Here is a 13,868-nt window from a genome sequence, read left to right on the forward strand (position 1 = left end):
CGACGAAATGCGATGCCGTGATGGAGAGAGTGGACGGCGGAGGGGCTGTGCCGGGTCCGGTTACTCGTCGCCAGCGTGCATCCGGTCGAGCGCGTCGGCGATGCGCTCGGTGTCGGCGAGGGTCCACCCGTCGCGCGGGGCGACGGCGGCCCAGCCGTAGGGGATGAGGTCCTCGTAGTTGTGCCCGTGACCGACGGGCGGCGAGGTGCCGACCATGATGTCGGCCGCGACCTGGGCGAAGGTGACGATCGGATACCACCGCATCGACGGCGTACGGTCCGAGCCGGGAGGTTCGGCGAGCCAGTCGGGTCGCTCGAAGAGCAGGTCCGGTCCCCACCACACCACCGGATCGGAGGCGTGCTGCAGATACAGCACGCGCGGGTCGTTCCACGGCCCCGGCTCGTCCTCGAGGGTCTTCAGGTCGGAGGCGAAGCGCACCGCGATGCCGTCCTCGTAGACGGGCAGGACTTCCGGAGAACCGGCGTCACGATGGTCGACGATGCTGCGCCACAGCTGGTTCGAATTCGGTGGCCCGACGAACAGGGCGGCGTCGATCTTCGTGCGCATGTCGGCGATGTCGCCGAACGCCGCTTCGGCCGACTGCGAGCCGAGACTTTCGCCGTAGACGACCAGCTTCGGGCGCTGGTCTTCGGGCAGCCGGCTCCAGCGTTCGTGGACGCCGTTGATCAGAGCGTCGCCAGCGGCCTTGGCGGCCGAGCCGTCGACGAGGAACGAGATCCAGCTCGGCAGGAAGGAATACTGGATCGCGGCGATCGCCGAATTGCCGTTGTAGATCATCTCGATCGAATCGGCGGCGATGGGGTTCACCCACCCGGTGCCGGTGGTTCCGGACACCACGAGAATCTCCCGTTCCCACGCCTTCGTGCGGTCGAGTTCGTCGAGGATCAGCTGCACCTGCTGACCGGTGGTGTCGTCGGCCTCGAGCCCCGCATACACCCGGATGGGTTCGAGTGCGGGAGCGTCGTTCAGCTCGGTCAGCTGCTCGGCGTCCATCCCGCCTGCCACGAAGGTGCGGCCCTGGCGGCCGAGGCTCTCCCACGACGACTCCGACGCGGGGCTGCCCGACCGCTCGGGAACCTGCGGCTGTTCCACGCCGGGGTCGGTGCTGTTGTTGTCGTCGGCGAACACGATCCGCGCGGCGGTCGAACTGCTCGCGAGCAGGACCTGATCGACGAACACGACCGCCGCGACCGTCAGGATCACCGGCGCGAGAACGTGCGCGGCAGCAACCGGAACCCGCAGCCGGCTCGCCAGGAACTCCGCGAATCGCCGCCCGGTCCATCGCACTCCGCGCGCGACGTAGAGGACCGCGACGAAGATCGCGACACTCACCAGGCCCGTGCGCAGATAGGCGAAGCCCGTCGTGGTCTCGATGCCCATGAGGGCGCGGATCTCGTTCTGCCAATCCGCAGCGAACAGCAGACTCCCGGCGAGCGTTCCCACCGCCGCCAGCGCAACCACACCTTCGACGACACGCCGGACAGCGTGCCGCTGCTGCCACCACGTGAACCGCGGAGCGATCCACCGCCGCGCAGGGAAGGCGAGGAGCACACCGATGCCGTACCCGGCGATGCCGGTCACGCCACTGATCAAGCCCTGGTAGTACCACTCGCGGGGGATCAGCGACGGGCTCAGGCTCCAGGCGAAGAAGAACAGTGCGACGACGAGACCGACGAAGTCGAGACCGAAGACGGAAAGGAGTCGTCGAGTTTGCTTGTCCTGCTCGGGCGCGCTCACGGTCGTGACACTATCCAAAATGATCTTCGTGGGCTTGTCATCGAGCCACCCCGTCTCGCTCCGCAACGGCCGCGCGCACGGCGTCGAATGGGACCGGGTCCGGGCATGTCCGTCACGACTTCTAAGGTGGACTTACCCGTTTCGGTCGACGGGTGGCGGACGTCCGCAGGGTGAGAGGAGCAGGTGTGGAGCCGAAGGCGGGCGAACCCGAATTGAGGGATCGCGTGCAACGGCTGCTCGCCTTCCTGGCCGAGCTCGTGAAAGCCCGCAGCGCGCCCGTCCGCATCGTCGACAAACACCGTGCCGTGATGTCCCTCGAGGCAGGAAACCTCGGTGCCGGGCTCAGGGCCGACGCCACCGCGGGTGACGTCATCCTTCGTGCGCGGCGCGTCCGGCTGGAAGACCCGCCGCGCCCGCCCGCACCGGTCGCGGAGTACGTGCAGGGAGACATCGGCAACTCCGCCGTCGAACCCGCATTCCGCCCGGAGACACCCGACACCGTCGACGGCCTCGAAGCCTGGCTCACGGAGTGGCGGGCCTGGGCGAGCGTCGACCGTGAGCGGCAGGCCGCGTCACAGCTGTACAGCTTCCTGCAGCGGGCCATGCTCGAGCTCGAAGACCAGCCGGAGTCGCTGGAACTCGTCGTCGCCTCGGGCCTGCTGCAGCTCTCGGAGGGTGTCGCGGGCGCACGCGTGCGCACACACCTGATCACCCAGTCCGCTCGCGTCGAGCGGCTCGGCGACTCCGGCGACGTGGTGGTCCGGCTGAATCCCGACGCTGGCCCGGCGCTGGAAGACACCCTGCTCCTCACCGGCCTGGACATTTTCGACCCCGCGAACACCCGCGACCTGCACGAGTCCCTCCCGACCCAGGTCGCCTCACCCCTCGATCCCGCCGCCCGGGGTTTCCTGAAGGGCTGGGGCGAGCGTGCGCTGACGGTACGCGTCGACCTCGTCGACCGGGCGGACGAAGCATCGTCACCCGACGCCTTCCTCACACCCTCACCGGCGCTCGTACTGCGCAAGCGCAGCGCCCATGCACTCATCGAGTACTACCACCGGATGACCGAGGCCGCTGCCGACGCGTCGAATCCGGTGCCGCTCGGTCTCGCGCAGCTCGTCGAACCCATCGAACCGGCCGACCGCGTCGCCTGGCTCGATCGGATCGGCAAGCCGTCCACCTCCTTCACCGGCGACCTCCTGTTCCCGTTGCCCGCGAACGAGGAGCAGCGCGACATCGTCGACCGGCTCGCCGGCGACAGCGGAGTGGTCGTCGAAGGACCGCCGGGCACGGGCAAGACCCACACGATCGCCAACATCGTGGCCGCGCTTCTCGCGCGCGGCCAGCGCGTGCTGGTCACCAGTGAGAAGGCCCAGGCGCTGCGGGTTCTCCGCGAGAAGCTTCCGCCCGAGCTGCGGGAGCTGTGCGTCGCGGTGAGCGACCCGGTCCACGGGGGCGCCGCAGAACTCACGCGCAGTGTCAGCGAGATCGCCACCCGCAAAGCGCAATTCAACGTGCGCCGCACAGCGCAGCGCATCGACGAGATCGCCACGCAACGCGACGACGCGCTGAACCGCCGGTCGACACTGATGGAGCAGATCCGGCAGGCCCGGGCGGACGAAGCGGTCGTCCATCCCGAGGTCGCCGCCGGATACGGGGGCACAGCCGCATCGATCGTCCGGCGCGTGCGTGCGGAGGAAGCCAAGTACGGGTGGCTTCCCGCGCCCCTCCTCACCGACGCCCCGCCGCTGACCGTCCAGGAACTCGTCACCCTCCACGGGCTGCATCAGCGATCGAGTGTCGAGCGGGCACGCCGCCGGCACCAGCTCTTCCCGGACCTGTCCCTGCCCGACCAGAGAGAACTCGAGTACGCCTGCGCCGCGGTCGCACAGGCACCCGCGGATTTGTCGGGCAGCGACACGCACGGGGTGCTGCGGATCCTCGAGGGCGCACCCCTCGATGCACTCGCCCGCATCCGCGATCTGTGCGAACAACTGCAAGGCGCCCTCGAGGATGCCGAGCGCCTCGATGCGCGGATGCGACGCGTGACCGACGACGTCCTGTCGGGGAAGGCCCAGCACCTGTGGGGCAAGACGGCCGAACTCGCCGATCTCGTGCAGGCCGCGCAGGACGCCGATCGCGTGGTCGGTGCCAGTACCGTGGTGGCGCCGGTGACGGGCGGCCTCGCGTTCGAGGCGTACGACGCGCTGGCCCGCAAGCTCGAGGCGGGGGACACCTGGCGCAGCGGCTTCTCCCGATTCCGGAGAAGTGACGAGCAATCCGCGGTCGAGGCGCTCGGTGAACCCGCGACCGTCGACGGCGTCCCGGCCACCACCGCCCGTACGGCCCGCATCGTGGCCGAGCACCTCCGTGCGCTCGAGGCGATCCGGGTGGTGGGGATCGTTCTCCGCGATCTCGGTATCGACATCGCGCTCGACGAGTCGCGCAGCCGGGCCGTCGGAGCCCTCGCCTTCATCGACCGTGACCGCGGCGTCGTCGACAATCTCGTTGCACGGGTGAGCGACGTCGAGACCGCGCTCCGTGAGATCCACCCCGGTGCCCCGCGCATCACGAGTATCGAACAGGCACGGTCCGTCGCGGAGTCGGCCCGCGTGATCGCCGCGGCCGGCACCGCGGAAGCCAGCAAGAGCTGGCTCGAATCCATCGGGATGTACATCCGGAGTCAGATCGCCGGGGGAGCCTCGCCCGAAGGACGCGCGCTGGCACGTGCCTTCCACGAGGCAGACTTCGACGCCATCAACACCGCCCTGGACGCGTGGGACCGGGCAGTCGGGGAGCAGCGCGAGGAACTCGACCTCGTCGCCCTGCACGCACGTCTGACCACCGCGGCACCCGGCCTCGCCCAGGCCATCGCGGAAAACCCGTTGAGCCTGGCATGGCCCGTCCGTCTCGCGGACATCGAGGAAGCGTGGGCCTGGCGCCGCGCAGACGACTGGGTGCGGCGCTTCCACGAACGCAGTGACGACGGGCAGTTCGAACGCGACCTCGACGCGGTCGAGAAGGACATCACGCGCCTCACGACGCTGCTCGTCGAGGAGAAGGCGTGGAGCGCGTGCCTCGAACGCACGACCGCCGAGCAGGTCCAGGCGCTCCATTCCTACCGCGATCATGTCGCGAGCATCGGTAAGGGCACCGGGCGGTACGCGGAGCGCTACCGGGCGGCCGCCCGCGAGGCCATGCAGGTCGCGCAGGGGGCGGTGCCGGCCTGGGTGATGCCCCTACAGCAGGTGCTGTCGTCGATACCGCCCGAACCGAATTCGTTCGACGTCGTCATCGTCGACGAGGCGAGCCAGGTCGACATCAGCAGTCTGTTCCTGCTGTGGCTGGCGCCGCGCGTGATCGTCGTCGGCGACGACAAGCAGTGTGCACCGAGTGCGGTGTCGCTGGGCGCGCTCGACGGTGTCTTCAGCCGCCTCGATTCGTATCTGCCCGACATTCCGAACTACCTGCGCGACAGTTTCACTCCGCGGTCGAGCCTGTTCTCGTTGCTGCGATCGAGATTCGGGAGCATCATCCGGCTGCGGGAACACTTCCGGTCGATGCCGGAGATCATTGCGTGGTCCAGCGACCACTTCTACGCAGACGACCCGCTGGTTCCCATGCGGCAGTACGGATCCGACCGCCTGCCACCCCTGCGCACCACTCTCGTCGAGGACGGCGCCGTCACCGGCCAGAACGCGACGTTGACGAACCACGCCGAGGCCCACGCCCTCGTCGACACTCTCGTGAAGTGCGTCCAGGATCCTGCCTACGAGGGCAAGACCTTCGGCGTGGTCGTCCTGCAAGGCCAGTCGCAGGTGGACGTCATCCAGAACGCACTGCTCGACCGCCTCACCCCGGATCAGTGGGAGCAGCGCAGGCTCCGCGTCGGCACACCCCCGGATTTCCAGGGTGACGAGCGGAACGTGGTGTTCCTGTCGATGGTCGTCGCGCCAGGGCAGAACATCGCCGCCATGACGCGAACCGAGTATCAGCGACGGTTCAACGTGGCGGCCTCGCGTGCTCAGGACCAGCTGTGGCTGTTCCATTCGAGGACCGTCGACACGCTGCGACGAACCGACCTGCGGTATTCGCTGCTCACCCATATGCAGTCGACATCTCCGAATCCCGCCGAGCCGATGCCCGAAGGCGTGACACGCGACGAGCGGCACGAAGCGTTCGACAATCTCTTCCAGCAGGGAGTCTTCCTCGACATCGTCGCCCGCGGATACCACGTGAACCCGCGCGTCGAGGTGAACGGCCACTTCATCGACCTGGTGGTGACCGGTGCGGCAGGAAAACTGGCTGTCGAATGCGACGACGAACGCTGGCACACCGATCCGGACCGTCAGCGCGCCGACCTCGAGCGCGAACGCGAGCTGCACCGGAGCGGATGGAAGTTCTGGCGAGTCCGGGAATCGGAGTACTACCTCGACCCGGCTGCGGCGCTGGCCGGGCTGTGGGACGAGCTGGAACGGCGGGGGATCACGGCAGACCGTATGGCTGCGCCTGTGCTCGAATCGGGCGGGTCGTCGATCGAATACCGGAGGAATGGCAGCCCGGACGAGCGTGCCGTCGAGTCCGGGGGACAGGCCGCGATACTCCCCTGAGAACGTTACAGTGCCTCTTGTCACACTGCTCGGCAAGCGCAGTGTGGGCGTAAGTGATATTTATTGATGCGCAATAACTCTCGTTACGTCGAATCCGCCACGGCAGGAGAAACACATGGAGACCCTCGCGTCCCTCATCGAGCTCGCGAAGCTGCTCGGCCCGTTCATGGAGCTCATCGGCAGCGTCGGCAGCCTGAGCGCTCAGTAATCACCGCGCAGCGAATGATCCCCGAAGGCAATGCCTTACGGGGATTATTCGTATTTGCGGAACATCCACGAACTTTATCACCTCGGAATTCTCGACAGGACTGGCGTCATCGCCCGTCTGATCGCCCCGGGTGATGTGTGACCGACAAGATCGAATTTGTCGGCCGATGCGCTCCCTGTGAATTCGAGTTCGTCGCTAGCCGCCAAACCAATTGCAGTCGCCTTGCCGACTCGAAGATGTATCGCTCGTCCATCGAGCCCATCACAGTCTCCCTGACAATCGGCGACGAGCACATCGATTCGATGATCGATATGGCTACGGCACCGATCGATCGCCGGGGTACCACCTCCCGAGGAGGAGGGGCGCGCAACACCTTGTTGGGGCGGGGCCGCCAACGTTCTGAGCATGGTGGCGCGCGGCGGAAGTGCCACCGATGTTGTCCGTAACTCTAATGGGCCATCGGCCGATACGTCTGTGTGCCCGTCTCGGACGGGCGTGTTCTCGTAACAAGGAGGCAAGTGGTGTCGAACATGAACGTGCAGGTCGAACAGGCTGCTCTGGCGCCGTTCTACCTGGTGTTCGACGTGTCGTACTCGATGGCGGACGAGATGCCGGCTCTCAATCAAGCTCTTCGAGATCTGAAGAACGAGATGCTGAAAAGCCCGATCCTGGCCGACATCGCCCGTGTCTCCCTGATCAGCTTCAGCACCGACGCGCGTGTGGTCATTCCGATGATGGATCTCGCTCAGGACGAGCGGATCGGACGCGGTGACCTGTTGGAGGAGGAAGGCGCGACGTCCTATGCGGAAGCTTTCCAGACTCTGAAGGACCAAATCCAACGAGATCTTCCGTTGCTCAAGGCGGAGTCCGGTGGCGCCGTCTATCGGCCCATGGTGTTCTTCGTGACGGACGGTCACCCGACCGACGATGACCACGAATGGCGCCGGGCCTTTCAGGATCTGACGACGGCCAAGCCGTTTCCGAACATCATTCCCTTCGGCTTCGGTGATGCGAACGGTGAGATCCTGAAGGAGATCACGTTCCCCAAGAAGCGCGGAGAGAGCTACTACTTCATCGCCCGTCAGGGATTGGGACGCGCCGAAGCCATGGCTGCGATCGCCAAGATCGTCGTTCAGTCCGTTGTGAGTTCGACCCAGTCGGCGGCAGACGGAATGCCGCGCGTGAGCTTGGAAAAGGCCGGGACAGAGCATGTTCTCCAGCAGGCCCCCGCTTGGGACATGGTGTGAGCAACGTTGTGCGAGGGAACTCGCATGAGCACGGGACGATCGATCTCGAGCATCCTGAGCCGTACACGGTAGGTGACCCGGGGCGCGCATACTCCGAGATCGGAGGCGGGGTGCCGTTTCGCTCGGTGATGCCGCCGGATTCGATGTGCGACGCGTTCGATTGCTTCGGATGGTCGCTCAGGGCGGCGTCGGTACGCGGACTCATGCATCGCAGTGACGGATCGCCTCGTCAAGATGCGTACGCGGTGCGGTACTCGCCGGATACCGATCGCTTCGCCGTCGCCGTATGTGACGGCGTCGGTAGTGCTCCGCAGTCTCACGTCGCCGCGGACGCAGCCGCGAATTGCCTGGTCGATCGCGCAATGGATGGTGCGATAGCGAGCGACGACGAGTGGTGGACCGAGACGTTCCAGGTTGCGTCCGAGGCTGTCACGGTCGCTGCCGAGAAACTAGGGGTGTCGGATGCGTCGGCACCCAGAGTTCGTGGCGTCATGGCAACGACAGCGATCCTGATCGTCGTGGACGAGGTGTCGGTTTCCCGCTCGTGGACGGTGCGCTACGCGGGCATCGGCGACAGCTCCTTGTGGCTGACGGACGTATCCACGGACGACGAGACGGCATGGATTCCCGTCCTCGGAGGCAAGGCCGCTGCAGAAGACGTTGCCACCAACCGAACGTCGGCTCTGCCGCTGCGCGACAGTACACCCGTGCGACCGGGGCAGTTCACTCTGCTCGGGGGACAGCTGCTTCTCGCATGCACGGATGGTGTCGGTGACGCGTTCGGAGCGGGAGACGGCGAGGTCGCCCGGGCGCTGAAGCAGTCATGGATGAAGCCGCCGACCGCATTGAACTTCGCAGCTCAGGTGTCCTTCGGAAGGAGGAGACTTCTTGATGACCGAACCGGCGTCGCACTCTGGGCCCCCACAGGTTAGGGAATCCGGGCTCGAGTCGCGGTTCCAGGATGCCTTCAGAGGCACCTTCTTCGACTCGGAGAAGGCATGCGTCGTCGTGGTGGCATGCATTCCGGTACTGGCCATGGGGGCGGTCGGAGGAATCCTCTGGCGTCCACTGGGGGTGATCGGATTGCTGTGGGGTGCCTATCTGTTCCGGTTCTTCCACCGTGAGGTTCGGTCGGCTGTCGCAGTGATGAAGCGCGACGTCGAACGTTCTCGTGGTGAGCGTAGCGGCCGTGTTCTGCTGGTTTGCCTACTGGCGGTGGCGATGTCGATTCCGTTGACACAGGTGTTCTTCGCGAACGACCTGAGGGCGATGGCGGCTCCGACCGTTGCAGCAGTGGATGCGGACACGAATGATCTGGACACAGCCATCCCGAAGGCGATCTACGGTTCGGCTCCGAGTTCGCCTTCGTACGGTCCTTGCGAAACGATCCAACGCTTCACCACTACTTCTGTTGCATGGCCGTGCTACTCGGCTGTCGGTTATCTGCGTCTGTGGCAGATGTCGTCGACTTTCGCCATGATGGCCTGCATATCGCTCTTGGTCGTCGGATTCCCCTCCGCACTGCTATGGCATGCCAGGTCTCGACGATGAGTCGAAGCATGCAGTGCTCATCATCGACTCCTCGTACCTGATGGTTCGAGAAGCAATCTCGCTGTTCTGAACGGAAATCGCATGAGTCCTTTCTCCCTGTTCCTCGCACGACTTGCCGGCGCGCGAATCGATGTCCTGCGGCAGCTACCGGGACAGATTCCCAAGCAAGTCGCGATGGGCGCTGTTCTGTTGACCACCGCTTTATTCGCAGCCATTTCTGCTGCGTACGCCCTCAACATCACCGGCGTTGCGAATAATTGGCTCCTTGCTCTCGTTGCGGGATTGGCGTGGGGGCTCGCGATCCTCAATCTCGACCGAATGCTTGTTCTGGGGCTTTCGCAAGAACGAAGTTGGAAGAGGTTGGTGGGATTGGCAGCACCTCGTGTGGTGCTGGCGTTCATCATCGGAGTTGTTATCTCGACTCCGCTGATGCTCAAGGTGTTCGAATCCGAAATCGAAGCTCAGCTGAACAAGAACATTCTCGCGGCGCAGGAACAACTTCGATCCGACCTGAACAATTCCACCGCTTCTGCCGACCTTACGGCGGCAGAAGCGGAGTTGGCAGAGCTGCGTGCCCTGATCAATGCCGGTCCCTCGGCGGACCCGGCAGCCAATCCGAAGATTCAATCCGTGCAGACCGAAATCGACGCACTGAACGAACAGGCGGTCGAGCAGAAAGCCGATTACGACCGCCTCCAGGGTCAGGCCATCGCTGAGGAAGAAGGTAGCGGTGGCACCGGCATAGCCGGCTGTGCCGCAATGTGTGTGGAGAAGAAGCGTCTTGCGAACGAAGCCAAAGCTCGCTGGGAGGAGACGCTCCGAGAGATCCAGACCAAGGAGGACGACAAGGCGCGAGTGGCGACCGAACTCGAGGGCACTCTCCTGGAGGAGAGCGAGCGCCGGATCGCAGACGCCGAGGTCGAGCTTCCCATCGTCGAGCAGACCGTAGCGCAGCTTCGGGAGCAAATCTCGTCGGCCCAGGACACCGGTTACCAGCTCGAGCAAGCGAACCAGGGCATCATCGCTCGCCTCAAGGCCTTGAACGACCTTTCGGATGGGGACGGAACGGCGGCGGCGGCCCACCGAGCAGTCACTCTTCTGTTCATGTGTATCGAACTGCTTCCGGTGATCTTCAAGGTTCTTACGAATCTAGGAAGGCCGACCGCTTACGACGAGGTACTCACTAAGACAGAGGACGTCGAAGTGTCGGCAGCGACGGCCGATATCGACGCCAAGCGTGAGCGGGACAAGCTCCGTACGGACGCTCAGATGGAGGCCGAGAAGGACCGCATCGACAAGCAGCAAGCAGCGGTGCTGAAGATCAACGACGCGGTGGTCGCCCACCAGGTCGACGTGATCGACGCTGCGCTCGAGCGTTGGACCGACCACGCGAAGGCAACTGCGTCGGAGAAGTTGAACAGCTGGGCCGCGACACTCGGTGGGACCGGAACCATGAGGATGCCGCCGAGCGGTACGCCTCCGCGTCCGACTGCCGCGTCGGTCTCCCTCGACAAGAGCGGCGCGGGAAACGGTGAGTATGGACGGCCTGTACCGCGAGGCGGCACTGCTGCCAGAACATTGGTGGACCCGCTGCCCGATCCGAGCAGGATCTGAAAGGCGTAGCACGTGTCCGATCAGTCGTTCGACATCGATGTCGATCCAGTGCTGCGTACCGACCTCGTCCTAGATCTTCCGGGTGACGATTGGAACCCTGCCGTTGTCGTCCCGGCGCTGACTGCATTGTCCGACCGCATGCCGTCCCAACCGCATCTCGACGGCGTCTTCCGTCTCGTGGTCCTGAGAGGTGGTCGACTTGTGTTCGACAGTTCCCACCAGCCACTGGAGATGGGCTCTGGCCCCGATACGATCTTGCGAGGAACGGTTCCGCACAGCGGTCGGAACGAACTGAGCGAGTCACATGCCGGAATGACCTTGGTGGTTGCGTCTGCCGGAACGATCGAGAAGGAAAGTGTCCGACGGTCTCCCTGGCCGGTTCTCCTCTGGCTTGTCGGACAGGATGCGAACGAGGTCTACTTTCGAGTTCACCGAGCGCTCGGACCTATGCGGACCGTCGCGGATCCCTCAGACGCATCCGACCGGCTAACCCTCGTCTGTAGCCGCTTCCTGAACGAGGTCGCGACGGCAGATCAACCCGACGTGACCCGATGGATCGACGACCGTGTCAGTCCGATCACAGAGGGAATGGGCTATGCGGCCGGTTGATTCCACTGAGTCAGACGGTAGGAGGATCCGGAGGAGGGGTGTGTCGTGCCGATCGACAGAGCAAGTCTGACGGTTCACCAGGAACTCGGTTCGGGTGGATTCGGCACGGTCTACGAGGTAGACACTCCGAATTCCCTCTTCTCGGAAAAGACATGCGCGTTCAAGGAGTTCAAGTCCCCGGGAAACGCTGAGATCCAGAACCTGCGCGTGCTCATCGCACACAGAGCTGCGATGTCTCAGGAGGATCGCGAGGTCCTCGACCGGTTCACGACGTGGCCACGCGAGGTCGTGACGAATGGTCGTGACGTCGTCGGCTTTCTGATGCGCATCGTTCCGCAGGACTTCATGGAAGCCTCGATCGCACAGGTCGAACGAACGACGTCGGTCATGCGAAGCATCGACTGGTTGGCAAACCCTGTACATGCCAGGAAGTCCGGAGCCTCCCTCGTCGTCGAGGCAGAGGATATCAAGACCCGGCTGCGCTACTGCGCTTGGCTCTCCCGCGTCTTCCACCACCTGCATCGGAACGGGATGGTCTACGGTGACCTCAGCCTGACGAACGTGTTGTACAGCGACTCGCGTGACAACCCCGTCATGCTGATCGACACGGATCCCGTCCGGGTGGAGTCGAAATCTCCGTCGCTGGCACAGGCCACCTCCCCTGGGATGCGTCCGCCGGAGGCCAGGGGAGCGAACGCAGCGCGCAAGCAGGACGTCGAGACGGATCGTTTCAAGCTTGCCGTGTTGTTGTACAACGTGCTCGGTGCATCGATGCGTATCGATCCGAAGTTGTCTGCGGTTCAGGACAAGATCGACTCCACGGGCGTGCAGATGTTCGCGGCGGCTCTGGGCAGCGACCGGAACCGACGACCTTCGGCCGAAGAGTGGTACCGGTACTTCTACGCTCGGTACACCGCGCTCATCGAGTTTCCGAAGATCGCCGGCGTGCGTGTGGAACCCGCCCACGGACTCGCAGGCCAGTCGGTCACCGTTCGATGGCAGGTCCAGGGACAGGAAGCACTGGTGCTGCATACGCCGTGGGGCACCGTTCACGATCTGGAAGTCAGCGCCCCTGATTCGCTCCAGGTGACTCTTCAGAATTCGGGACAGTTCAGGCTCGTCGCATCGAATTCGAATGGTGTGACAGAAATGCTCAGTGACGTTGTGCACGTATTCACGCCGCCCCGGATCAAATTCGTGAATGTGCCTGCGCTGCAGGATGTCAGTCGAGTTGTAACAGGGATCGATATCGAGCCTCTGAGTCAAATGCTCGAACCCGAGCGCGATGTCGAGTGGGTCGACGACCTGCTACGCCAGGTGACGCCCCCACAGCTTCCCGAGGTGGTAGGCGACGCGTCTCTCCAAGTCCCCGATCTCGGATCGATGATGCTCTCGGCGGATGGCTTGTCGGGTGCGCTGACGGACGCGCTGAACGTGGCGGATCGAGAGGTCGGTCGGGATCCGGTGCGTAGGTCTGCGGCCCTGGACATCATTCGGTTCCTCTGGACACCACGGTGAGTCCCGCCGTAACCGAGAGAGTTCGGCAACAGCGGGGCCGGATGGGTCTGCGGGAGTCTCCTCTTGAGGCCTGCTACTTGCTACCGGGTGTCCAGCGCATCCTCCACTTGTACGCCTTGTCGAGATGTGACTGATCACCCTTGATGTAGCGGACTTCGCGTTTGACACTGATCTCGCCGTTCTTGCTTTCCAGCAATGCGATCGCGCACATGGGCGCACGGTTGTCGCCGGAGTCGAGACGGACTTCGATATCCGATCCGGAGGTTCGGTAGAGCGTGACCACTCCGTCCGCGGCCGCCCAGTTCGGCACGCCTTCATATATGTACGCGAAAATGAGGATTCGTTTGAAGGCGCCCGGGTTCGACAGGTCGATGTACAGGTTCTCGCCACCGGCGATGGATCCGGTTCGGTCGTCACCGTCGAGTTCGATGAACGGGTAGCTGTATCGCGATCCGAATGCTCCACCGAGGGCCTGGATGACGCCCTTGCTTCCGTCCGCCATTTCGTACAGGCAACCGAGATCGAGGTCGATGCCATTGCTGCCGGCAAGGCGACCGAAGAATCCCTTACCTGAACCTCTCGTGGTCCAGTTCAGGTTCACCCGCATGAGGCCTTGCTCCTCACCGGCTTTCACGAGGCTCACCGAGGGAGTGTTCTTGTCTAGCGTGATCTTGGAGAGAGTGACCGGCGGCGCTGCCGGTGTCGGCACGCGTGGCTGGGACGGCGGGACTCCGCGTCGCTCGGTTGTCGGCT

At 64.5% G+C, this 13,868-nt stretch carries 9 protein-coding genes; 7 read left to right on the plus strand and 2 right to left on the minus strand.

Features of this window, described 5'->3' with window-relative positions:
- Window positions 1-60 precede the first annotated feature (60 nt).
- Window positions 61-1,758: an alpha/beta hydrolase gene (locus MOM01_RS20860; protein ID WP_241387356.1), complete on the minus strand. Its 1,698-nt coding sequence runs from the start codon at window positions 1,756-1,758 to the stop codon at window positions 61-63.
- Between the two features lie 185 nt (window positions 1,759-1,943).
- Here MOM01_RS20860 and MOM01_RS20865 point away from each other — a divergent pair, with 185 nt between their 5' ends.
- From MOM01_RS20865 to MOM01_RS20895, 7 genes are all read left to right on the plus strand, one after another.
- Window positions 1,944-6,368 (plus strand): AAA domain-containing protein, encoded by a 4,425-nt coding sequence (locus tag MOM01_RS20865; RefSeq protein ID WP_241387357.1) that lies wholly within the window; start codon window positions 1,944-1,946, stop codon window positions 6,366-6,368.
- Between the two features lie 738 nt (window positions 6,369-7,106).
- Window positions 7,107-7,823 carry a vWA domain-containing protein gene (locus MOM01_RS20870; RefSeq protein WP_241387406.1) on the plus strand — a complete coding sequence of 239 codons (717 nt, stop codon included), beginning with the start codon at window positions 7,107-7,109 and terminating at the stop codon, window positions 7,821-7,823.
- Between the two features lie 203 nt (window positions 7,824-8,026).
- Entirely contained in the window at window positions 8,027-8,755 is a 729-nt protein-coding gene (locus MOM01_RS20875) for a protein phosphatase 2C domain-containing protein (protein WP_241387358.1), read from the plus strand.
- Window positions 8,715-9,374 carry a DUF4407 domain-containing protein gene (locus tag MOM01_RS20880; RefSeq protein ID WP_241387359.1) on the plus strand — a complete coding sequence of 220 codons (660 nt, stop codon included), beginning with the start codon at window positions 8,715-8,717 and terminating at the stop codon, window positions 9,372-9,374. The genes MOM01_RS20875 and MOM01_RS20880 overlap by 41 nt, the downstream gene beginning before the upstream one ends.
- A gap of 81 nt (window positions 9,375-9,455) precedes the next feature.
- Window positions 9,456-10,988, plus strand: coding sequence for a DUF4407 domain-containing protein (locus tag MOM01_RS20885; RefSeq protein ID WP_241387360.1), 1,533 nt, complete (start codon window positions 9,456-9,458; stop codon window positions 10,986-10,988).
- Between the two features lie 12 nt (window positions 10,989-11,000).
- Window positions 11,001-11,597: a hypothetical protein gene (locus MOM01_RS20890; protein WP_241387361.1), complete on the plus strand. Its 597-nt coding sequence runs from the start codon at window positions 11,001-11,003 to the stop codon at window positions 11,595-11,597.
- Between the two features lie 45 nt (window positions 11,598-11,642).
- Window positions 11,643-13,115: a hypothetical protein gene (locus MOM01_RS20895; protein ID WP_241387362.1), complete on the plus strand. Its 1,473-nt coding sequence runs from the start codon at window positions 11,643-11,645 to the stop codon at window positions 13,113-13,115.
- A gap of 73 nt (window positions 13,116-13,188) precedes the next feature.
- Here MOM01_RS20895 and MOM01_RS20900 read toward each other — a convergent pair whose 3' ends face one another.
- Window positions 13,189-13,824 (minus strand): TerD family protein, encoded by a 636-nt coding sequence (locus MOM01_RS20900; protein ID WP_241387407.1) that lies wholly within the window; start codon window positions 13,822-13,824, stop codon window positions 13,189-13,191.
- Between the last annotated feature and the right edge of the window lie 44 nt (window positions 13,825-13,868).

This window comes from Rhodococcus sp. CH91 (assembly GCF_022554085.1).
Taxonomy (GTDB): Bacteria; Actinomycetota; Actinomycetes; order Mycobacteriales; family Mycobacteriaceae; genus Rhodococcus.

What these genes read in the sequence shown, in the direction of transcription:
- MOM01_RS20880 (WP_241387359.1), top strand. Translation starts at nt 8,715, where the DNA reads ATGACCGAACCGGCGTCGCACTCTGGGCCCCCACAGGTTAGGGAATCC.
- MOM01_RS20870 (WP_241387406.1), top strand. Translation starts at nt 7,107, where the DNA reads ATGAACGTGCAGGTCGAACAGGCTGCTCTGGCGCCGTTCTACCTGGTG.
- MOM01_RS20875 (WP_241387358.1), top strand. Translation starts at nt 8,027, where the DNA reads ATGCATCGCAGTGACGGATCGCCTCGTCAAGATGCGTACGCGGTGCGG.
- MOM01_RS20885 (WP_241387360.1), top strand. Translation starts at nt 9,456, where the DNA reads ATGAGTCCTTTCTCCCTGTTCCTCGCACGACTTGCCGGCGCGCGAATC.